This is a genomic window from Streptomyces longispororuber (assembly GCF_024448165.1).
Taxonomy (GTDB): domain Bacteria; phylum Actinomycetota; class Actinomycetes; order Streptomycetales; family Streptomycetaceae; genus Streptomyces; species Streptomyces longispororuber_A.
Window position 1 is genome coordinate 1 of sequence record NZ_JAMOLN010000043.1, and the last position, 19,264, is coordinate 19,264.

The 19,264-nt window shown below is 71.1% G+C and carries 22 protein-coding genes and 1 pseudogene; 8 read left to right on the forward strand and 15 right to left on the reverse strand.

What is annotated here, in order from left to right; all coding sequences use genetic code 11:
- Positions 1–14: 14 nt before the first annotated feature.
- From M4J07_RS14855 to M4J07_RS14870, 4 genes are all read right to left on the reverse strand, one after another.
- A complete protein-coding gene (locus M4J07_RS14855) occupies positions 15–617 on the reverse strand; it encodes a Clp protease N-terminal domain-containing protein (protein WP_255972028.1) in 603 nt (200 codons plus the stop codon).
- Positions 617–826: a helix-turn-helix domain-containing protein gene (locus M4J07_RS14860; protein ID WP_207827323.1), complete on the reverse strand. Its 210-nt coding sequence runs from the start codon at positions 824–826 to the stop codon at positions 617–619. Before M4J07_RS14860 ends, M4J07_RS14855 begins: the two co-directional genes overlap by 1 nt.
- Before the next feature lie 123 nt (positions 827–949).
- On the reverse strand, positions 950–1,912 hold the full coding sequence (locus M4J07_RS14865) for a zinc-binding dehydrogenase (protein WP_255971940.1): 963 nt from the start codon (positions 1,910–1,912) through the stop codon (positions 950–952).
- A gap of 153 nt (positions 1,913–2,065) precedes the next feature.
- Positions 2,066–3,280 (reverse strand): NAD(P)-dependent malic enzyme, encoded by a 1,215-nt coding sequence (locus tag M4J07_RS14870; RefSeq protein ID WP_255971942.1) that lies wholly within the window; start codon positions 3,278–3,280, stop codon positions 2,066–2,068.
- Between the two features lie 566 nt (positions 3,281–3,846).
- Here M4J07_RS14870 and M4J07_RS14875 point away from each other — a divergent pair.
- From M4J07_RS14875 to M4J07_RS14885, 3 genes are read left to right on the forward strand one after another with little or no spacing between them, the layout of a single operon-like run.
- Complete coding sequence (locus tag M4J07_RS14875) at positions 3,847–4,812, forward strand: ABC transporter substrate-binding protein (RefSeq protein WP_255971944.1); 966 nt, start codon at positions 3,847–3,849, stop codon at positions 4,810–4,812.
- A gap of 42 nt (positions 4,813–4,854) precedes the next feature.
- Positions 4,855–5,805, forward strand: a complete 951-nt coding sequence (locus M4J07_RS14880; RefSeq protein ID WP_255971946.1) for an amino acid ABC transporter permease — start codon at positions 4,855–4,857, stop codon at positions 5,803–5,805.
- An 11-nt stretch (positions 5,806–5,816) separates the two neighbouring features.
- A complete protein-coding gene (locus tag M4J07_RS14885; protein WP_255972030.1) occupies positions 5,817–6,569 on the forward strand; it encodes an amino acid ABC transporter ATP-binding protein in 753 nt (250 codons plus the stop codon).
- Positions 6,570–6,704: 135 nt separating this feature from the next.
- Here M4J07_RS14885 and M4J07_RS14890 read toward each other — a convergent pair whose 3' ends face one another.
- Positions 6,705–7,475 (reverse strand): class I SAM-dependent methyltransferase, encoded by a 771-nt coding sequence (locus tag M4J07_RS14890; protein ID WP_255971948.1) that lies wholly within the window; start codon positions 7,473–7,475, stop codon positions 6,705–6,707.
- Between the two features lie 87 nt (positions 7,476–7,562).
- Between M4J07_RS14890 and M4J07_RS14895 the strand changes: the two genes are divergently transcribed.
- A complete protein-coding gene (locus M4J07_RS14895; RefSeq protein WP_255971950.1) occupies positions 7,563–8,192 on the forward strand; it encodes a CGNR zinc finger domain-containing protein in 630 nt (209 codons plus the stop codon).
- Here M4J07_RS14895 and sodX read toward each other — a convergent pair.
- Positions 8,096–8,530, reverse strand: a complete 435-nt coding sequence (gene sodX, locus M4J07_RS14900; RefSeq protein ID WP_255972032.1) for a nickel-type superoxide dismutase maturation protease — start codon at positions 8,528–8,530, stop codon at positions 8,096–8,098. The two genes, M4J07_RS14895 and sodX, sit on opposite strands and share 97 nt — an antisense overlap.
- A gap of 145 nt (positions 8,531–8,675) precedes the next feature.
- Between sodX and sodN the strand changes: the two genes are divergently transcribed.
- A complete protein-coding gene (sodN, locus tag M4J07_RS14905) occupies positions 8,676–9,071 on the forward strand; it encodes a superoxide dismutase, Ni (protein ID WP_255971952.1) in 396 nt (131 codons plus the stop codon).
- Positions 9,072–9,284: 213 nt separating this feature from the next.
- The gene (locus M4J07_RS14910) at positions 9,285–10,115 is read left to right on the forward strand and encodes a hypothetical protein (protein WP_255971954.1); all 831 of its coding nucleotides are present in this window, start codon (positions 9,285–9,287) and stop codon (positions 10,113–10,115) included.
- A 143-nt stretch (positions 10,116–10,258) separates the two neighbouring features.
- Here M4J07_RS14910 and M4J07_RS14915 read toward each other — a convergent pair whose 3' ends face one another.
- The 6 genes and pseudogenes from M4J07_RS14915 to M4J07_RS14940 all read right to left on the reverse strand — a co-directional run bounded on the left by M4J07_RS14915 (position 10,259) and on the right by M4J07_RS14940 (position 14,523).
- Positions 10,259–11,194, reverse strand: coding sequence for a hypothetical protein (locus M4J07_RS14915; protein ID WP_255971956.1), 936 nt, complete (start codon positions 11,192–11,194; stop codon positions 10,259–10,261).
- Positions 11,191–11,739 (reverse strand): sugar O-acetyltransferase, encoded by a 549-nt coding sequence (locus M4J07_RS14920; protein ID WP_255972034.1) that lies wholly within the window; start codon positions 11,737–11,739, stop codon positions 11,191–11,193. The genes M4J07_RS14915 and M4J07_RS14920 overlap by 4 nt, the downstream gene beginning before the upstream one ends.
- A gap of 24 nt (positions 11,740–11,763) precedes the next feature.
- Positions 11,764–12,090: pseudogene (locus tag M4J07_RS14925) on the reverse strand (DUF952 domain-containing protein); the annotation flags it as partial.
- Positions 12,091–12,099: 9 nt separating this feature from the next.
- Positions 12,100–13,350 (reverse strand): RNA polymerase sigma factor, encoded by a 1,251-nt coding sequence (locus M4J07_RS14930; protein ID WP_374215040.1) that lies wholly within the window; start codon positions 13,348–13,350, stop codon positions 12,100–12,102.
- Entirely contained in the window at positions 13,344–13,760 is a 417-nt protein-coding gene (locus M4J07_RS14935; RefSeq protein WP_255971958.1) for a YciI family protein, read from the reverse strand. Before M4J07_RS14935 ends, M4J07_RS14930 begins: the two co-directional genes overlap by 7 nt.
- 175 nt (positions 13,761–13,935) lie before the next feature.
- Positions 13,936–14,523, reverse strand: coding sequence for a dihydrofolate reductase family protein (locus M4J07_RS14940; protein WP_255971960.1), 588 nt, complete (start codon positions 14,521–14,523; stop codon positions 13,936–13,938).
- Positions 14,524–14,673: 150 nt separating this feature from the next.
- Here M4J07_RS14940 and M4J07_RS14945 point away from each other — a divergent pair, with 150 nt between their 5' ends.
- Positions 14,674–15,270 carry a TetR/AcrR family transcriptional regulator gene (locus M4J07_RS14945; RefSeq protein ID WP_255971962.1) on the forward strand — a complete coding sequence of 199 codons (597 nt, stop codon included), beginning with the start codon at positions 14,674–14,676 and terminating at the stop codon, positions 15,268–15,270.
- A 30-nt stretch (positions 15,271–15,300) separates the two neighbouring features.
- Here M4J07_RS14945 and M4J07_RS14950 read toward each other — a convergent pair whose 3' ends face one another.
- The 3 genes from M4J07_RS14950 to M4J07_RS14960 all read right to left on the reverse strand — a co-directional run bounded on the left by M4J07_RS14950 (position 15,301) and on the right by M4J07_RS14960 (position 18,729).
- The gene (locus M4J07_RS14950; RefSeq protein WP_255971964.1) at positions 15,301–15,948 is read right to left on the reverse strand and encodes a GNAT family N-acetyltransferase; all 648 of its coding nucleotides are present in this window, start codon (positions 15,946–15,948) and stop codon (positions 15,301–15,303) included.
- A gap of 141 nt (positions 15,949–16,089) precedes the next feature.
- Entirely contained in the window at positions 16,090–17,211 is a 1,122-nt protein-coding gene (locus M4J07_RS14955; RefSeq protein WP_255971966.1) for a family 2 encapsulin nanocompartment cargo protein polyprenyl transferase, read from the reverse strand.
- Between the two features lie 111 nt (positions 17,212–17,322).
- Positions 17,323–18,729: a family 2B encapsulin nanocompartment shell protein gene (locus M4J07_RS14960; RefSeq protein WP_255971967.1), complete on the reverse strand. Its 1,407-nt coding sequence runs from the start codon at positions 18,727–18,729 to the stop codon at positions 17,323–17,325.
- Positions 18,730–18,948: 219 nt separating this feature from the next.
- On the opposite strand from M4J07_RS14960, the gene M4J07_RS14965 reads away from it, so the two are divergent.
- A complete protein-coding gene (locus tag M4J07_RS14965; RefSeq protein WP_255971968.1) occupies positions 18,949–19,182 on the forward strand; it encodes a hypothetical protein in 234 nt (77 codons plus the stop codon).
- The last annotated feature ends 82 nt before the right edge of the window (positions 19,183–19,264 follow it).

A 19,264-nucleotide genomic window follows, 5' to 3' on the forward strand; every position in this document is an offset into this window, starting at 1 on the left:
TCCCCGCCCCTCGCTCACACCTTCTTGCCCCCAGCCTCCGGAGTGTGCAGCGCCGCCCCGATGTGGGCCGCCGCCTCCCCGCCTCCGTACAGGACCCGCTCCACTCCCCCGGCCGTCACCCCGTGTTCGGCGAGGACCTCGGAGACGATGCCCGGGCGATGGGTGAGGGCGAGGAGGAGGTGCTCGTCGCCGATGGCGCGGTCGTGGTGGGCGAGAGCCGTCCGCAGGGAGGACTCCAGGACGCCCTTGGCCTCGCGGGCGAAGGGGCGGCGGCCGCCCAGTCGCCGCCCGCCGGTCAGCGCGCCGACGCCGTGGGCCTCCTCGACCCGGGCGACGACCTCCGCCACGTCGATGCCGAGCCCGGCGAGGGCCTCCGCGTCGGCCCGGGAGAGCCCGGCCCGGCGGCGCGCGGCGGTCAGCGAGCGGCCGATCTCCGATCGCCGGTCCTCCGTGGCGGCCCCCAGCGCGCCGAGGGCGAAGGCGCCCCGGGTGCCGCGGGCGTCGAGCAGCGCGAGGAGCAGATGCCCCTCGTCGACGCGCTCGGCACGCTCCCGCTCCGCGTGCTCGACGGCACCCTTGACCACGTCACGGGCACCCTTGGTGAACCGCTCGAACATCATCGCCTCCCGTACTTCTTGTGCACGGCCTGTCGACTGACTCCCAGTTCGGCCGCGATCTCCTGCCACGACCAGCCCTGATTGCGCGCACTGCGCACCTGTACCGCTTCCAGCTGCTCCAGCAGCCGCCTCAGCGCGGCGACCGCCCGCAATCCGACGCGCGGGTCGCGGGCGCCCGCCTGCTCGGCGAGATCCGTTGCCTCCGTCATGATGTCAATGTAAGTTGACAGTCGGGCGATGTCAACCACAGTTGACATGCGGGGAACGAAAAAGGGGCGCCGTCACAGCGCCCCTCTCCGTGGATCTCCCGGAGACCCTCCCCGAGAACCGACTCACACGGTCAGCACGACCTTGCCGAACAGTTCGCCGCCCGCCATCTTCCCGAAGCCCTCGCGGGCCCGGTCCAGGGGCAGCGTCTCGTCGATGACGGGCCGCACCCCGGTCGCCGCGCAGAAGGACAGCAGATCCTCCAGCTCGTCCTTGGAGCCCATGGTCGAGCCGACGACCTTCAGCTCCAGGAAGAAGATGCGGTTCAGCTCGGCGGCCGGCGGGTTGGGGCCGCTGGTCGCGCCGGAGATCACCAGCGTGCCGCCCGGCTTGAGGGACTTGACGGAGTGCGACCACGTCGCGGCGCCCACCGTCTCGATCACGGCGTCGACGCGCTGCGGCAGCCGCGCCCCGGACTCCACGGCCTCCACGGCGCCCAGCTCCAGGGCCCGCTTCCGCTTGGCCTCGTCACGGCTGGTCGCGAAGACCCGCAGACCGGCCGCCTTGCCGAGGGCGATGGCGGCCGTGGCGACGCCGCCGCCCGCGCCCTGTACGAGGACCGAGTCACCGGGACGCACCCCGGCGTTGGTGAAGAGCATCCGGTACGCCGTCAGCCAGGCGGTCGGCAGACAGGCGGCCTCCTCGAAGGAGAGCTCCTTCGGCTTGGGCAGCACGTTCCACTCGGGCACGGTGACCTGCTCGGCGAAGGTGCCCTGGTACTTCTCGGTGAGGATGGAGCGGCGCTCGCGCGGTCCGACCCCGTGACCGGTCTCGCCGATCACCGAGTGGAGCACGACCTCGTTGCCGTCCTGGTCGATGCCGGCGGCGTCGCAGCCCAGGATCATGGGCAGCGCCTCCTCGCCGAGCCCGACCCCGCGCAGGGACCACAGGTCGTGGTGGTTGAGGGAGGCGGCCTTGACGTTCACGGTGGTCCAGCCGGGCCGGTTCTCGGGGGCGGGCCGCTCCCCCAACTCCAGGCCGTTCAGCGGCTGATCACGGTCGATGCGGGCTGCGTAGGCGGCGAACATGACCTTGACGATAGGTGGCGCACGGGGCACGGGGAACCACCTCCGCCTGTGACACACGTCCCCTGGCGCAGGGCGTGGAAAAGGCCCCGCCGAACGGCGGGGCCTCACCACTGACGACCATCACTGGCCAAGAACGACAACCGCTCGCGCCGACTAGCGCCGGGCGACGCCCTCGGCCCGGGCGGCCGCGGCGACCGCTGCGGTGACGGCCGGGGCCACCCGCTCGTCGAACGGCGACGGGATGACGTAACCGGCGGCGAGCTCGTCGCCCACGACCGCGGCGAGCGCGTCGGCCGCCGCGATCTTCATGCCCTCGGTGATCCGCGAGGCGCGCACCTGGAGGGCGCCCGCGAAGATCCCCGGGAAGGCGAGGACGTTGTTGATCTGGTTCGGGTAGTCCGAGCGCCCGGTCGCGACCACGGCCGCGTACTTGTGGGCGATGTCGGGGTGCACCTCGGGGTTCGGGTTGGCCATCGCGAAGACGAAGGCGCCCGGCGCCATGGAGGCGACCGCCGGCTCGGGGACCGTACCGCCCGAGACGCCGATGTAGAGGTCGGCGCCCGCGAGCGCGTCCTCCAGGGAGCCCGAGAGGCCCGCCTTGTTCGTGATCTCGGCGAGCTCGCGCTTGACCGGCGTGAGGTCCTCGCGGTCCCGGCTGACGATGCCCTTGCGGTCGGTGACCGCGACGTCGCCGAGGCCTGCCGCGAGCAGGAACTTCGCGATCGCCACGCCCGCCGCACCGGCGCCGGAGATCACGCCGCGCAGCTCACCGAGCTCGCGCCCGCTGAGCCTGGCCGCGTTCTTCAGCGCGGCCAGCGTCACCACGGCGGTGCCGTGCTGGTCGTCGTGGAAGACCGGGATGTCGAGCCGCTCCTGGAGCTTGCGCTCGATCTCGAAGCACCGCGGAGCCGCGATGTCCTCCAGGTTCACGCCGCCGAAGGACGGGGCGAGCCGCACGACGGTGTCGACGATCTCGTCGACGTCGGTCGTCGCGAGCGCGATCGGAACCGCGTCCACACCACCGAACTGCTTGAAGAGAATGGCCTTGCCCTCCATCACCGGGAGGGATGCCTCGGGACCGATGTCACCGAGTCCGAGGACGGCCGTACCGTCCGTCACGACCGCCACGACGCTCGACTTCCACGTGTAGTCGTGGACGAGCTCCGGCCGCTCGGCGATCGCGCTGCACACCTTCGCGACGCCGGGCGTGTACGCCAGGGACAGGTCGTCCTTGTCGCGGATCGGCACGGTGGCCTGCACGGCCATCTTGCCGCCGCGGTGCAGCGCGAACGCCGGATCGAAGGGCTCGTCAGTGCCCTCGTCGCCGGTACTGCTGTCGCTGCGAGGATTGACGATCTCCGCTGCCACTTGTCTGACCCCTTAAGTCTTATTGCATCAGTTGAGGGTGTCCGCTCCTGGTTGAGGAGCGGGCGGGCACCGCGTACGTACCGGTCGGTCCCTTTGATGGACCGCCCTACGGGCACGTACGCGACGGGCGCGCCGCACGCACGCCCTGAGCCCCGGATGAGGGGTGTAAAGAACCTTCTTACCCGACGGACGGTGCTGGGGACGACCCCATACGTGATCGATCACTGCCCGGTGACATGACTCATAGCCGAATATCTGGACAAGTCAGCAACTCGGAGCCGAACGCCGGCGGAAGTCCGCCCGAATGGTGAGACAGCGGACGGTTCGCCGGAGAATCTCCGGCTGCTGGGCGAAAGGTCCGCAGAAGATGTGGGCCCCATGCACCGTGATGTGCGGCCCTGTTGGGTGCCTTGGTCCACCCGTTATCCGATTTTGACATCTCTGACCCCCTGAACAGGTCAGTCCGAATGGCAAGATGCCGTAATCACGCGAGGTCGCGACACCCGAAGGTGTGTGCACGGCGACCGACAAACGGCAACTCCCACACCCTGCCGGAGGACCCCACCATGACCGCAAGCACCACCCGTCGCACGACCGCGAAGTCCGCGAAGTCCCGGATAGCCGCGGTCGGCGCGATCGCGGTCGCCGGCACTCTGCTGCTGACCGGCTGCGGTGACCAGACGAAGAAGGACGACACGGGTTCCGGCTCGGCGTCCTCCAAGGCGGCTCCGCTCGCGGACAAGCTCCCCAAGGAGATCCGCGACAAGGGCGTCATCCGGGTCGGTTCGGACATCGCCTACGCGCCGGTCGAGTTCAAGGACAAGTCCGGCAAGGCCATCGGCATCGACCCCGACCTGGCGGACGCGCTCGGCAAGCAGCTCGGTGTGACGTTCGAGTTCCAGAACGGCACGTTCGACACCCTGATCACGGGTCTGCGCTCGAACCGCTACGACATCGCCATGTCGGCCATGACCGACACCAAGGACCGCCAGGACGGTGTCGACTCCGACACCGGCAAGAAGGTCGGCGAGGGTGTCGACTTCGTCGACTACTTCAACGCGGGCGTCTCGATCTACACGCCGAAGGGCAAGACCCAGGGCATCAAGAGCTGGGACGACCTGTGCGGCAAGAAGATCGTGGTGCAGCGCGGCACCGTCTCGCACGACCTCGCCAAGGCGCAGGCCAAGAAGTGCAAGGACGGCAAGAAGCTCGGCATCCAGGCCTTCGACGACGACCAGCAGGCCCAGACCCGCCTCCGCTCCGGCGGCGCGGACGCCGGCTCCTCCGACTTCCCGGTCGCCGCGTACGCGGTGAAGACCGCGGGCGGCGGCAAGGACTTCGAGATCGTCGGCGACCAGGTCGAGGCGGCCCCGTACGGCATCGCCGTCGCCAAGGACCAGACGCAGCTGCGCGACGCCATCAAGGCCGCGCTCGACGCCGTCATCAAGAGCGGTGACTACGACAAGATCATCGCCAAGTGGGGCGTCGAGGCGGGTGCCGTGAAGGCAGCCACCGTCAACGGCGGCAAGTGACCGCGTAGTACGCGCAGTTGAAGTCGTTGAAAGGCAAGATCCGTGTCAGTTGACATAGAGAAGACGGGCGGCGGCCCCGAGGACGCCCCGCCGCCCGCGACCGTTCCGGAAGCCATCAGGGCGATCCCGGTCCGGCACTACGGGCGCTACCTGGCGGCACTCGTCGCGATCGCGATCCTCGCCTCGATCGTCTATGCCTTCGGGCAGGGCAAGATCCAGTGGGGCACGGTCCCGGAGTACTTCTTCGACGACCGCATCCTGACCGGTGTCGGCAAGACCCTGCTCCTGACGGTCCTGTCGATGCTGATCGGTGTCGTCGGCGGCATCACCCTCGCCGTGATGCGCCTGTCGAAGAACCCGGTGACCAGCTCCATCGCCTGGTTCTACATCTGGTTCTTCCGCGGCACCCCGGTCCTGGTCCAGTTGTTCATCTGGTTCAACCTGGGTCTGGTCTTCGAGTACATCAACCTCGGGCCGATCTACAAGGACTACTGGTCGTCCTTCATGACGCCGCTGCTCACGGCCCTCCTGGGGCTGGGCCTCAACGAGGCGGCGTACATGGCGGAGATCTGCCGCGCGGGCCTGATGTCCGTCGACGAGGGCCAGACCGAGGCGTCGCACGCGCTCGGCATGAGCCACTCCAAGACGCTGCGCCGCATCGTGATCCCGCAGGCGATGCGGGTCATCGTGCCGCCGACCGGCAACGAGTTCATCAACATGCTGAAGACCACCTCGCTCGTCGCGGCGGTCCAGTTCAACGAACTCTTCCGGTACGCCCAGGACATCGGCCAGCAGTCCGGCGCCCCGGTGGAGATGTACTTCACCGCGGCGGCCTGGTACCTGGTCATGACGTCGGTCCTGAGCGTCGGCCAGTTCTACATCGAGCGCTACTACGCGCGGGGCACGTCGCGACAGCTGCCGAGCACGCCGTGGCAGAAGGTGAAGGCCAACATGCTCTCCTTCTCGAACCGATCCGGGGCGGTGGGCGCATGACCGAGAACGCGATGGTCAAGGCCGAGGGCGTGCACAAGTCGTTCGGCAACGTCGAGGTCCTCAAGGGCATCGACCTGGAGGTCAGGAAGGGCGAGGTCTTCTGCCTCATCGGCCCCTCCGGCTCCGGCAAGTCGACGTTCCTGCGCTGCATCAACCACCTGGAGAAGGTCAACGCCGGCCGCCTCTACGTGGACGGCGAGCTGGTCGGCTACCGCCAGCAGGGCGACAAGCTCTACGAACTCCGGGACCGGGAAGTCGCGTTGAAGCGGCGGGACATCGGCATGGTGTTCCAGCGCTTCAACCTGTTCCCGCACATGACGGCGCTCGAGAACGTCATGGAGGCGCCGGTCCAGGTCAAGAAGCAGTCGAAGGCTCAGTCCCGGGAGCGGGCCAAGGAGCTGCTCGACCGCGTCGGCCTCGCCGACAAGTCGGGCAACTACCCCTCGCAGCTCTCCGGCGGCCAGCAGCAGCGCGTCGCGATCGCCCGGGCGCTCGCGATGGACCCGAAGCTGATGCTGTTCGACGAGCCGACGTCGGCGCTCGACCCCGAGCTGGTCGGTGACGTGCTCGACGTCATGCGGGACCTCGCGGAGTCGGGCATGACGATGGTCGTCGTCACGCACGAGATGGGCTTCGCCCGTGAGGTCGGCGACAGCCTGGTCTTCATGGACGAGGGCGTGGTCGTCGAGTCGGGTCACCCGCGCGACGTCCTGACGAACCCGCAGCACGACCGGACGAAGTCGTTCCTCTCGAAGGTCCTGTAACCGGCGAACGGTTCGGCACAGTTCCCCGCGCCCCTGGGACGCACGCACTACGTGCGGCATCCCAGGGGCGCCCCTTTAGGGGCGCGGGGAACTGCGCGACCAGACCCCACGCACCCGCACCCGACGACGCACCCCCTACTTCACGGCGAGAACAAGCGCGTCCGACGGCGACCGCCACACCGCGCGGGCCTCACCGAACCCACCCGAGCGGAGCGCCTCCGCGTGCCAGGCCACCGAGGGCATGTCCCCGTCCGCGTGCTCCCCGTAGATCGCGAACCGCTCGGCCGTGGGCCCCGCCAGCACCGGATCCTTCGCGGCGAGCGCCCACCACTCGGCCCAGTCCACCGCCCCGCCCGTCTTCGCCGCGTCCATCCGCGCGTGCCGGAGCGCCCGCTCCGCGGCGTTGATCCGCGGCGTCGTCTGGTCGATCATGTGGTCCGCGTTCATGAACACGCCACCGTCCCGCACCAGCGGCGCGAGTTGGCCGTAGAGAGCGGCGAGGGGGTCGGAGTGCAGCCAGTGCAGGGCGGTGGCGGTGAGCACGGCGTCGTACGAGTCGTGCGGCAGCGCCTTCGTCCACTCCGGGTCCTTGAGGTCCGCCGCCACGAACGTGACCCGCTCGTCGCCCTCGAAGGTGCCCCGGGCGATCGCGAGCAGCGCGGGGTCGAGGTCGACGCCGACGCTGGTCGCCTCGGGGAACCTGCGCAGCAGCCGGTCCGTGATGCTTCCCGTGCCGCACGCGAGGTCGAGCACGCGCGGCGCGGGCCCGGTGAACGCCTCGACCATGTCGAGCATGACGCGGAACCGCTCCTCGCGGTCGGGCATGTACCACTCCTGCTGCCGGTCCCAGCTCTCCTGCCAGGCCCGCCAGTCGGTGGTCTGCGTGTCGGCTGCGGTCTCGGTCATTCCAGGCCCTCCCGTAATACCCTTAAGCACGGAGCGAGCATTACTCTCGCTCTTCACGAACATAGACCGCCCCGGTAAGGACTACAAGTGGAACTGGCCTATTACTCGGACTACGCGGTGCGCCTCGTCAACACCGAGGAGCCGGGCCGCGGCAAGGACTCGCTGACCTCGGTGGACGTGGTGCGCGAGCTCTTCGGCCCGAGCCAGGACGCCGCCCGCCGCGCCACGGACGCGGACCTGACGCGCTTCAGGAGCGTGCGGGCCCGGCTGCGCGCGGTCTTCGAGGCGGCCGACGGCGGCGACGAGGAGCTCGCGGTGAACCTGCTGAACTCGCTGCTCCTGGAGTTCCCGGTGAGCCCGCAGATCTCCGGGCACGACCACCGCGACGACGACGGCCGCCCGCTGTGGCACATGCACCTGGCGGACCACCCGTCCAACGCGACGGCGGGCTACGCCGCGATCGCCGCGATGGGCCTCGCCTTCCACCTCACCGAGTACGGCGTGGACCGACTGGGCCTGTGCGAGGCGTCGCCCTGCCGCAACGCCTACCTGGACACGTCCACCAACCGCTCGCGCCGCTACTGCTCGGACCGCTGCGCGACCCGCGCCAACGTCGCGGCCTACCGCGCCCGCAAGCGCCTGGAGGCCGACCGGTCCGAGAGCACCGGGCGCACGGACGACAGCGCCCAGCGGGCGAGCGCGAACGGCGAGCGCTGACCCGGCTTCGGCGGCCTGAAGCGCAGCCGGACCCTGCCGAGCACGAAGTCGTCGGGCACGGTGCCGTAGTCGGTGCTGTCACCGCCCGCGAAGACGTTGTCCGCCAGCACCCACCAGCCGCCCTCCCGGCGCTCGGCGGCCCGCTTCACCACCAACAGGTCCTGCTGGAAAGGGTGGCGCAGGACGACCACGTCACCCGGACGGATCCGCGCCCCGTACTGCACCACGAGCCGGTCCCCGTGCAACAGCGTGGGCACCATGGACGGCCCCGTCACCTCAGCGGCTCCGAACGGCAGCACGGCCTTCCCTCGCTCGGTCTCCTGCGACAGCTCCGGCATCACCGGCACCTCCCCGGTCCTATCCTCCACCAGTCCCAGTCTCACCCCGGACTTTTGTCCTAAGCCCATGGGGGCACTCGCGAAAACCGGTCTCTCACGGAGTAATGTCCCACCTGAGAAGACGATCACGAGGAAGGACAGCTCAATGCTCTCCCGCCTGTTTGCCCCCAAGGTGACGGTCAGCGCCCACTGCGACCTGCCCTGCGGCGTGTACGACCCGGCCCAGGCCCGCATCGAGGCCGAGTCGGTGAAGGCCGTCCAGGAGAAGATGGCCGCCAACGACGACGTGCACTTCCAGGCGCGCGCCACCGTCATCAAGGAGCAGCGCGCCGAGCTCGCCAAGCACCACGTCTCGGTGCTCTGGAGCGACTACTTCAAGCCCCCGCACTTCGAGAAGTACCCGGAGCTGCACCAGCTGGTCAACGACACCCTGAAGGCCCTCTCGGCCGCCAAGGCGTCGAAGGACCCGGCCACGGGCCAGAAGGCGCTGGACTACATCGCCCAGATCGACAAGATCTTCTGGGAGACCAAGAAGGCCTGACCCGGGCCGCGTTCACACCGTGACCGGCGGGCGGTGCACCCCCGCAGGTACGTGTCCGTGGACATTCCGAGGGGCCCGGCCGAGCAGCAGCTCGGCCGGGCCCCTCGGGCGTTTTCACCGGGCGGCGCGGGGTGGTCCACAATGGCAGCCCACCCCCCGGCCCGTCCCCAGCCCGCCCCCGTCCGACCGGCGCACGCCCCCAGGAGCCCGTCCATGTCCCGCCGCCCCCGCGTCCTGTACGTCTCCGATCTCGCGTACGAGGCCCGCGGCCGGCGCTACGGCGACGAGGACGTCTTCCTGACCTCCCGGCTGCGCGCCTCCTTCGACCTGGCGCTCTGCCATCCGCTGGACGCGGCGGCGCTGATGGACGGCTTCGACGTGGTCGTGGTCCGCAACAGCGGTCCCGCGCTCGGCTACCAGGAGGCCTACGACGCGTTCCGCGCCCAGGCCCTCGACCGCGGCACGAACGTCTACAACCCACTGACCGGCCGCGCGGACATGGCGGGCAAGCAGTACCTCCTCGACCTGACGGAGGCCGGGTACCCGGTCATCCCCACCGTCGACGGGCCCGACGCCCTGGACCGGCTCCCGGCGGCCCCCGCGTACGTGGCGAAACCGAAGCTCGGCGCCGACTCCATCGGCCTGCGCTTCGTGGACCCCGGTGACCTCGCCGAACTCCCGTACTCCGATGGCCTGTTGGTGCAGCCGCGGATCGACTTCCGGTACGAGGTCTCCTTCTACTTCGTCGACGACGCGCTCCAGTACGCCCTCTACGCGCCGGACCCGGACCGCCGCTGGGAGCTGCGGCCCTACGACGTCACCGACGCCGACCGGGAGTTCGCCCGCTCCTTCGTGGAGTGGAACACGCTGCCGCACGGCATCCAGCGCGTCGACGCCTGCCGCACCCCCGAGGGCGGTCTGCTGCTCGTCGAGCTGGAGGACCTCAACCCGTACCTCTCGCTCGGCCTGCTGGACGACGCGACCCGGGACGCCTTCGTGGCGGCGACGGCCGCGTCGATCCGGTCCGCCGTGCACACCGGCTGACCGCTCCGGCCGACCGGCCTCTCACCACTGCCACTTGGGCCGTGAACCAGGTCAGGTGCTCGACGTGGTGCGGACGGCGACCGTCGACCGGGACCCGACGGAACGTACCGGACAGCGGCGGGCCACGTCGGTCCCGGCGGGCCTCAGGCCGACTCCAGCACCTCCCGTACGGTGCCGAGGACCCGGTCGCGGTCGCGGCGGACCGCCTCGAACGTGGTGCGGTGCCGTGCCAGCTCCTGGCGCTGCAGCCGGTCGGCGACGGACCACCACACCCCGGCCGTGTTGTGCTCCCGCTTGCACTCGACGTCCGCTGTCGCCGTGCCCAACTCCCGTTCCGTGCGCCGGGAATTGCCGTCGTCGCCGCGTCGCCACGCCTTGTCGGAGAAGGCTGCCGAGGGGTCGGCGTACCGCTTGAACCCGCGGTCCACGACGCAGGCCGACCAGGTCTTCAGGGCGCGCCGCAGCTCCGCGTCCTTCGCGGCCCGCTTGTCGACGGCGGCGTCGCGCTCGGCCACGTACGTCCACAGGCGGCGGGTGTCCTGGGCACCGCGCAGGAGGCGCCGGTCCGCCTCCCCGGTGCAGCCGCCGCGCGGCACCTCGTGCCCGTGCGCGGTGCGGTGGACGTCCTCGGAACTCGAGGCGGAATAGGCGTCGGACTCCTCGTAGGTCATCTCCCGCCCCGCGGGTTGCCGGAGGCCGGTGTCCTTCCGCTGCGGGTCCCAGCCGTAGCCCCAGTGCCGCGCGGTGTCCAGGTCGAGCAGGCCGACGGGGCCGGTGCTCACGGCGACCAGCGCGCCGTGCGTGGTGTTCGCCATGCCCGGCCACTTGGGGTCGCGCGGGAAGTCGGTGAAGCCGAGCCGCACCATGCACCGCTGCGCGAGCAGGTTCTTCGCACGCTCGAACCGGTCGAACGCCTTGTCGTCGGAACCGTCGAACTCATAGCGCTCCATGGGAAGTTCGGGCAGCGCCTTCTCGTCCCGCACGACCGGGACGCCGTCCACCGTGTCCGGCGTCCCCGCCCCGCCGCAGCCCACGAGTCCGGCCACCACCAGGGCGACGAGCGCCACCGCGCGTCTCACTCCCCCGCCTCCCCGATCTTGCGCACCACACGCGCCGGATTGCCCACGGCCACCACGTCGGCCGGCAGGTCGCGGGTGACGACGGCGCCCGCGCCGACCACGGTGTTCGCGCCGATGGTGACGCCGGGGCAGACGATGACGCCACCGCCCAGCCACACGTTGTCGCCGATCGCGATGGGCTTCGCGGCCTCCCACTTGGCGCGGCGCGGCTCGGGGTCGACCGGGTGCGTCGGCGTCAGCAGCTGCACGTTCGGGCCGATCTGGACGTCGTCGCCGATCCGGATGGGCGCCACGTCCAGCATCACGGCACCGCAGTTCACGAAGGTGCGCGCGCCGATGCTGATGTACTGCCCGTAGTCGACGGAGAGCGGCGGCCGCACGACGACGCCCTCGCCGACCTCGCCGAGCAGTTCGCGCAGCAGGGCCTGCCGGGCGGGCAGGTCAGTGACGCTGCTCGCGTTGTAGCGCTCGCCGAGCCCGGCGGCGCGCAACGCGTCCGCCTCCAGTTCGGGGTCGTCGGCGAGGTAGAGGTCACCGGCGAGCATCCGCTCCTTCTGGCTACGGGGTTCCGGGCGCGGCCACGCGCGCACGTCGGTCACCGCGGCCACCGCCAACGGCCCGTAGAGGTGCGGGAACCGGGGACCGCCGGGCGCGACCTCCTCGACCCGCACCGGCACGTCGAGCCGGTCCCGGTCGATGACCAGGACCACCAGCTCGCCGGGCGCGGGATCCGTCCCGTACAGCATCTCCGCGACGCCCCGCAGCTGGTGCGGGAACGAGCAGTGGATGAACCCCTCCTCCTGGAGGGTCCTGCCGCGGGTCGACATCTCGTACGTACCGGCGGCCTGGGCGCTCTCCCACAGGGCGCGCTCGGTGATGTGCAGGAGTTCGGTCATGCGCCCAATCTATGAGCCGTCCGGGCCGGGGGTGAGGCGGGCCGCCCGTATGCGCAGATAGCGCTGTTCGGGCCGGCTGAGCGTCCCGGTGGCGGCCTCCTGGTAGGCGGCGCGCGCCGCGTCGGTGTCCCCGGCGAGTTCCAGGAGGTGCGCGCGGACGGCGGCGAGCCGGTGGTGGCCGCCGAGCGCGTCGGTCAACTCATCCGCCTCGGCGAGCCCGGCCTCGGGCCCGTGCACCATCGCGACGGCGACGGCCCGGCCGAGCGCGGCCATCGGCTCACCGGCGGGCGCGATCCGTACGAGGAGGTCGTAGAGGGCGAGGATCTGCGGCCAGTCGGTGTCCTCGGCGCGCTCCGCCTCGTCGTGCAACGCGGCGATGGCGGCCTGGAGTTGGTAGGGCCCGACGGGGCCGCGCGGCAGCACCCGCTCGACGAGCGCGATCCCCTCGGCGACGGCCGCCCGGTCCCAGCGGGTGCGGTCCTGCTCGTCGAGGCGGACGAGTTCGCCCGCGGCGTCGGTGCGGGCGGCGCGGCGGGCGTCGGTGAGCAGCATCAGGGCGAGCAGCCCGCCGACCTCGCTGTCGTCGGGCAGCAGGGCGTGCACGGCGCGGGTCAGCCGGATCGCCTCCACCGCGAGGTCGGCGCGGCGCAGCTCGGCGCCCGACGTCGCCGTGTACCCCTCGTTGAAGATCAGGTACAGCACCTGGAGGACGGCGGGCAGCCGCTCCCGCCACCCCTCCGGCCGCTGGAACCCCACGCCGCGGAGCTGTCGTTTGGCGCGGCTGATGCGCTGCGCCAGGGTGGCCTCGGGCACGAGGTACGCGCGGGCGATCTCGGCCGTCGTCAGACCGCCGACCGCCCTGAGCGTGAGCGCCACCTGGGACGGCGGGCTCAGGTCCGGATGGCAGCACAGGTAGAGGAGCGTGAGGGTGTCGTCCTCGGCCGGCGCCCGGGGAGCGTCCGGCGGCGGGGCCGTGAACGCGTCCCGCGGCAGCAGCGCCGCCTCCGCCTCCTCCCGCAGCCGCCGCGCCCGCTCGGCGCGCAGCGCGTCGGTGAGGCGGCGGGCGGCGACCCTGATCAGCCAGCCGCGCGGGTTCTCCGGGGTCCCTGCCTCGGGCCACTGCCGGGCGGCGGCGAGCAGCGCCTCCTGCACGGCGTCCTCGGCCGCGTCGAAGTGCCCGTACCGGCGCACGAGCGCGCCGAGGACCTGCGGCGCATGGCGGCGCAGCAGGTCCTCGACGACGTACGACGGGCTCAGCACACGTCGCCGCCGCCTTCCATGATCTGCCGGATCACGACGGGGTAGACGGGCGCGCCCTCGGGCTGCGGGCACTGGAGGATGCGCTCCGCGATCTCGGTCACGCGCTCCAGGCTCGGGCAGTCCAGCACCCAGTAGCCGGCGAGGAGTTCCTTGGTCTCTCCGTAGGGACCGTCGGTGACCACCGGCCGTCCGTCCGCGCCGAGGCCGACCGTGCGGGCCTGCGCGGGCTCGCCGAGGCCCTGGCCGTCGACCATCTCGCCGGACTCCGCGAGGTCGTTGTTGAGCGCGCCCATGAAGGCGTACATCGCCTGCAGGTCCTTCTCGCCCCAGGCCGGGCTGTCCTTGCCGCCCTTGCCGCTCATGGCCTCGTAGTCCGCCTGCGTGCCCTGGATCATCACCAAGTACTTCATGGTTCTGCGCTCCTTCGGTGCGGGCCGCCCGCATGGTGCCGGCGGCTGCTTCACCTGGGACGTCGGAGCCGTCGACACGTTCTCGACACCGCGCCGAAGATTTTCTTCGGGAATCTCTCCGCAGGGGCTCCCCCGGCTCCAGTGGCTGCCCCGGCTCCAGTGTGGCAGCGAAGGACTACCGCTTCCTGGCGTACCGGCGGACGATCACGCCGTTCCCGAAGGTGCGGTTCTCCACCAGGGCGAACTCGTCGAGCCCGGACGTGCGGCCGCCGAACATCGGCATGCCGGCGCCGAGGATCACCGGGTAGGTCTTGAGCACCAGCTCGTCGACCTCGTCCGCGAGCAGCCCGGCCAGCTGCGCGCCGCCGCACAGCCAGATGTCCCTGTCGCCGTCCTCCGCCTTGAGCTCGCGGATCCGGCCGACGACGTCGTCGCGGACCAGCTCGACGTTCGGGTCGGGTGACTCGGTGAGGCTGCGCGTGGCGACGAACTCGCGCAGATGCCCGTACGGGCTGGTGATGCCGAGGTCGAGCGCCACCTGGTAGCTGCCGCGGCCCTGGACGACACTGTCGAACTTCTTGTTCTCGACCCCTTCGAGGCCGAGGATCTTGCGGCCCTCCACCGAGATGGTGTCGGGGTACTCGCTCTTGAGGTACGCGAGGAACTCCTCGTCCACGTACGACATGAACATGTTGCCGTCACCGGACTCGTCCCCGATGAAGCCGTCGATGGACACGGCGACGAAGTACGTGAGCTTGCGCAAGCTGGTCTCTTTTCGTAGGCGACTGGTCGTCGAGCACCTCCGGCGCTCGAACCACTTCAGTTATAGTGCTCCATGTGTAGTGGTTGCAAGAGGTTTCCTGGAAACGGGCAGCCGGAGCCGGGCAGCCGGTATCAGAGTCGGAGGAATGTCATGGCGAGGAACGCGGAGCGCAGGGCGGCTCTCGTGGATGCGGCGGTCGAGGTGCTCGCGGCCGAGGGCGCGCGGGGGCTGACCTTCCGGGCGGTGGACGCGGCGGCGGGCGTGCCGACCGGCACGTCGTCGAACTACTTCAGCAACCGCGACGACCTCATCCACCAGATCGACGGCTGGCTGCACCAGCGGCTCGCCCCCGACCCGAAGGTCGTCGAGCGGCTCCTGGAGCGGCCCAGGGACCGGGCTCTCGTCGTCGCGTTCATGCACGACCTGATGGGGCGCGCGCAGCGGGACCGCACCGGGTTCCTGGCCATGATGGAACTGCGCCTGGAAGCGGGCCGCAGGCCCGAGCTGCGGGCGTCCCTGATGACGTCGCTCCGCGGCGACCTCGACGAAGGCGTCGCGTTCAACGCGCAGGCCGGACTGCCCGGCGGCGCGGAGGAGATCACCCTGCTCTACCTGGGCATGCTCGGGCTCATCCTGGAACACCTGACGATGCCCGGGATGCTGGACGACGCGATCCCCGGCGTGAGCGTGCCGGACGGTGTCGTGGAACGGCTCGTGGAGCGGATCGTGCCCGACGGCGGCGTCTGACGCACCGCGCCCGGCCTACCGCGCCACTGGTCAACCGGCTTGCGGCTCCCGCCACATGGGCCACATCGAAGGGCCGTCCGGCAGGTCGAGCGCGGTGCCGGTGAAGACGAAGCCGAGGCGCTCGTACAGGGCGCGGCTGCGCGGGTTGCTGGCCTCCAGATAGGCGGGCAGCCCCTCGCGGTCGCAGCGCTCCAGGACCGGCGCCATCAGCGCGGTGCCGAGGCCCTCGCCCTGCCGTCCCGGCGCGACGCCGATCATCCACAGGTAGACGTGCGCGCGGCCCTCGGGGTGGATCTCGGTGGTCCAGCGCGCTATCTGCTCGACCCGCTCGTTGTCGGGGTCGACCACGGCGCGCACCTGAGCGGGCACGTCGTCCTGGTCGCCTTCTCCCCCATGACCCTCGTGGCCCTCGTGGCCCTCGCCGCCCGCCCCGTCGTGCGGCGCGTCCGGCATGTCCATCCACAGCGCGACGGCCGAGCCGTCCTCCGCGAGGTCGATGTACCCCTCGGCGAGCGTCACGTCGGTGAACACCCCCATGAGACCCGCGTGCCGGGCCAGCCGGTGCTCCTCGCCGGGGAACACCCAGTTGCTGACCGGGTCGTCCCTGAACGATTCGTCGAGCAGCCGCACGACGAGGTCCCGGTCGCTCTCCTGTGCCCGCCGGACCCGCACACCCACGCCGAACCGCCCCCTGCCCAACCCGCCTGCTCCGTATGGTCGTTGGCAGCCTAAGCGATCTCCCGAGCGGGTGGGCACGGGCCCCGCACCACGAGGCGCGGGGCGGCTTGTCCGGGGCGGCTTCTTCCGGGGCGGCGGCGCTCAGTGGCCCCGCCGCGTCACGAACTCCGCGAGGGCGAGCAGGCCGTCCGCCGCCTCGGGCACCGGAACCGCCCGCTGGAGGTGGTGCATCGCCCGGGACATCTGGTCCGCCGCCTGCGTCTGCGCCCAGTCACGGCCGCCGGCCCGCTCGACCGCCCGCACGATCGCCTCCAGCTCGGCCTCGGACTCCTTCCTCGGGGGCGGCGGCCCGTACAACGCGGCCAGGTCACCGCCCGCCAACCCGCCCTCGGCCAGCGCCGCGACGACCGGCAGGGACTTCTTGCGCACGGCCAGGTCCGCACCCGCGGGCTTGCCGGTACGGGCCGGATCGCCCCAGATCCCGATCACGTCGTCGATCAGCTGGAAGGCGAGCCCGGCCGCCCGCCCGAACGCGTCGAGCGCCGCGACCTCCTCCTCGTCCGCCCCCGCGTACAGCCCGCCGATCGCGCACGCGCAGCCGAGCAGCGCCCCGGTCTTCGCCTCCGCCATGGCCAGCGTCTCCTCCAGCGTCACCGCCGCCGGATCGCGCTGCTCCAGGGCGACGTCGGTGGACTGACCGGCGCACAACTCCACGACGCAGGACGCGAGTCGGGCCGCCGCGGCCGGTGCCGCCCGGTGCGGGTCCTCGGCGAGCAACAACTGGGCCTGCGCCTGGAGGGCGTCACCGGCGAGGATCGCGTCGGCGTCCCCGAAGACGGTCCACGCGGTCGGGCGGTGCCGCCGGGTGGCGTCCCGGTCCATCACGTCGTCGTGCAGCAGGGTGAAGTTGTGCGTCAGCTCCACGGCTGCCGCCGCCCTCACCGCCCGCCCGGAGCCCGCACCGAGAGCCCGCGCCGCGGCCAGCACCAGGGCGGGCCTGACGGCCTTCCCCGCATGCCCGGCAGCCGGCGTCCCGTCCGCGTGCTCCCAGCCGAAGTGGTACAGGGCGACGCGGCGTATGGACCCCGGAAGGGCCTCGACGGCCCGCCGCAGCTCGGGGTCGACCGAGGCCCTGGCCTGCGCCAGGATCACTGCCGCCTCCTGCGCGTCGTGCCCGCCGGCCTCCGGCCCTTCGGGCCGGTGCCCCGCCCCGCTCGACCCGGCAGGCACTGCCGCCACTCGCGTCTCCGTCGTCTGCGTCATGGACTCACCCCGGGAGGGTGCGGACGGTGGCGGTTCCGCTGCTGCTGGGCGCGTACCCCTTGGGTGTACCCGCCCGGGTGGGCGGGGACACGGCGTGCCGGAAGCGGCTCGTCACCGCCAGCGGCCGATCTCGACGTTCTCCAGGACGCCGAGCGCGTCCGGCACCAGCACGGCCGCCGAGTAGTACGTGGTCACCAGGTACGAGATGATCGCCTGCTCGCTGATGCCCATGAACCGCACCGACAGGCTCGGCTCGATCTCGTCCGGGATGCCGGACTGCCGCAGACCGATGACGCCCTGGTCCTCCTCTCCGGTACGCATGCAGATGATGGACGTGGTGCGCGCCTCCGAGATCGGGATCTTGGAGCACGGGTAGATCGGCACACCGCGCCAGGTCGGGATCCGGTTCCCGCCGACGTCGACGCTCTCGGGGACCAGCCCCCGCTTGTTGCACTCACGGCCGAACGCCGCGATCGCCTTCGGGTGGGCCAGGAACAGCTTGGAGCCGCGCCGCCTGCTGAGCAGTTCGTCCATGTCGTCCGGGCTGGGCGCGCCGTCGTGCGGCTGCAGACGCTGGTCGTACTCGCAGTTGTTCAGCAGTCCGAACTCCCGGTTGTTGACGAGCTCGTACTCCTGGCGCTCCTTCAACGCCTCGACGGTGAGCCGGAGCTGGTGCTCCGTCTGGTTCATCGGCTGGTTGTAGAGGTCGGCCACGCGCGTGTGGATGCGCAGCACGGTCTGCGCGACGCTCAGCTCGTACTCGCGCGGCGCCGACTCGTAGTCGACGAAGGTGCCGGGCAGCACCGCTTCCCCGACGTGGCCGGCGGAGAGGTCGATCTCCTTCTCCCCGTACTTGTTCGCCCGCTGCTCCGGGACCGCGCGCAGCTGCTGGAGGTGGGCTCGCAGGGGCTCGGCGCGCTCGGCGACCTGCTCCAGGTCGCGGCGCGGCAGGGCGAGCACGGTGCACGCGGTGACGGCGCGGGCCGTGTACTCCCAGATGGTCTCCGGGTCGAGCAGCGCCTGGTCGCCGAAGTACGCGCCGTCGGCGAGCACGCCGAGCACCGCGTCGTCCCCGTACGGCCCGGTGCCGATCTTCTCCACGCGGCCGTGCGCGAGCAGGAACACCTCGTCCGCCTGGCTGCCGAACGAGGCGATGACCTCGCCGGCCGCGAACTCCCGCTGGGTGCAGCGCTGCGCCAGCTCGCCGAGGACGTCCGGGTCCTCGAAGTCCCGCAGGGCGGGCAGCTCACCGAGCTCCGCCGGGATGACCCGGACCTCGTCCCCGGTCTTCACGAAGGTGATCCGCCCGTCGCCGACCGAATAACTCAGCCGCCGGTTCACGCGATAGGTGCCGCCCTGCACGTTCACCCAGGGCAGGGTGCGCAGCAGCCAGCGGGAGCTGATCTCCTGCATCTGCGGTGCGGACTTGGTGGTGGTGGCCAGATTCCGCGCGGCGGATGTGCCGAGGCTCTTCTGCTGCCCCGACTGCTCCGCGCGGACCTCTTCGCCTACCGACATGGAATGCCCTCCCGATCATGAACTGACCTGCGGAGACAAGCCTTTCAGCACGGAACGTGCGCGCGCCATTACACAAATGAGGGGGAATGGATCTCGTGGGACCGGGCATTGGGTGGCACTTTTCGCACCCGGTTCGAGGGGTGGGGGGCGGGTTTCGGAACTCGAAGATCCTGGCACGCGTTGATCGGGAAACGGCAGACGACAGAAGAGGTGACCACCATGGCGGGCTTTCTGGACCGGGCCAAGGAGCAGGCGCAGCGCGGGCTGACGCAGGGCAAGCAGAAGCTGGACGACGTGCAGGCCCAGCGCGCGGGCAGCGACTTGCTGAAGAAGCTGGGCGCCGCGTACTACGCGGAGCGCTCGGGCAGCGGCAGCCCCGAGGCCACGCAGAGCGCGCTGCGGGCACTGGAGGCGCATATCGCGACGAACGGGGACGCGTTCCTGCGCGGCTGACCCCCCGGGGCCGGCCGACCGGTGTCCGGAACGGCTCGCACGGAATCCGAACGAGTCGTCCCTGCCTGGCCGTTCCGGGTAC

Excerpts from the sequence above, each read along its gene's own strand:
- M4J07_RS14855 (WP_255972028.1), bottom strand. The coding sequence starts at position 617 with ATGTTCGAGCGGTTCACCAAGGGTGCCCGTGACGTGGTCAAGGGTGCC.
- M4J07_RS14860 (WP_207827323.1), bottom strand. The coding sequence starts at position 826 with ATGACGGAGGCAACGGATCTCGCCGAGCAGGCGGGCGCCCGCGACCCG.
- M4J07_RS14865 (WP_255971940.1), bottom strand. The coding sequence starts at position 1,912 with ATGTTCGCCGCCTACGCAGCCCGCATCGACCGTGATCAGCCGCTGAAC.
- M4J07_RS14875 (WP_255971944.1), top strand. The coding sequence starts at position 3,847 with ATGACCGCAAGCACCACCCGTCGCACGACCGCGAAGTCCGCGAAGTCC.
- M4J07_RS14885 (WP_255972030.1), top strand. The coding sequence starts at position 5,817 with ATGGTCAAGGCCGAGGGCGTGCACAAGTCGTTCGGCAACGTCGAGGTC.
- M4J07_RS14890 (WP_255971948.1), bottom strand. The coding sequence starts at position 7,475 with ATGACCGAGACCGCAGCCGACACGCAGACCACCGACTGGCGGGCCTGG.
- sodX (WP_255972032.1), bottom strand. The coding sequence starts at position 8,530 with ATGCCGGAGCTGTCGCAGGAGACCGAGCGAGGGAAGGCCGTGCTGCCG.
- sodN (WP_255971952.1), top strand. The coding sequence starts at position 8,676 with ATGCTCTCCCGCCTGTTTGCCCCCAAGGTGACGGTCAGCGCCCACTGC.
- M4J07_RS14910 (WP_255971954.1), top strand. The coding sequence starts at position 9,285 with ATGTCCCGCCGCCCCCGCGTCCTGTACGTCTCCGATCTCGCGTACGAG.
- M4J07_RS14920 (WP_255972034.1), bottom strand. The coding sequence starts at position 11,739 with ATGCTCGCCGGTGACCTCTACCTCGCCGACGACCCCGAACTGGAGGCG.
- M4J07_RS14935 (WP_255971958.1), bottom strand. The coding sequence starts at position 13,760 with ATGAAGTACTTGGTGATGATCCAGGGCACGCAGGCGGACTACGAGGCC.
- M4J07_RS14945 (WP_255971962.1), top strand. The coding sequence starts at position 14,674 with ATGGCGAGGAACGCGGAGCGCAGGGCGGCTCTCGTGGATGCGGCGGTC.
- M4J07_RS14955 (WP_255971966.1), bottom strand. The coding sequence starts at position 17,211 with ATGACGCAGACGACGGAGACGCGAGTGGCGGCAGTGCCTGCCGGGTCG.
- M4J07_RS14960 (WP_255971967.1), bottom strand. The coding sequence starts at position 18,729 with ATGTCGGTAGGCGAAGAGGTCCGCGCGGAGCAGTCGGGGCAGCAGAAG.
- M4J07_RS14965 (WP_255971968.1), top strand. The coding sequence starts at position 18,949 with ATGGCGGGCTTTCTGGACCGGGCCAAGGAGCAGGCGCAGCGCGGGCTG.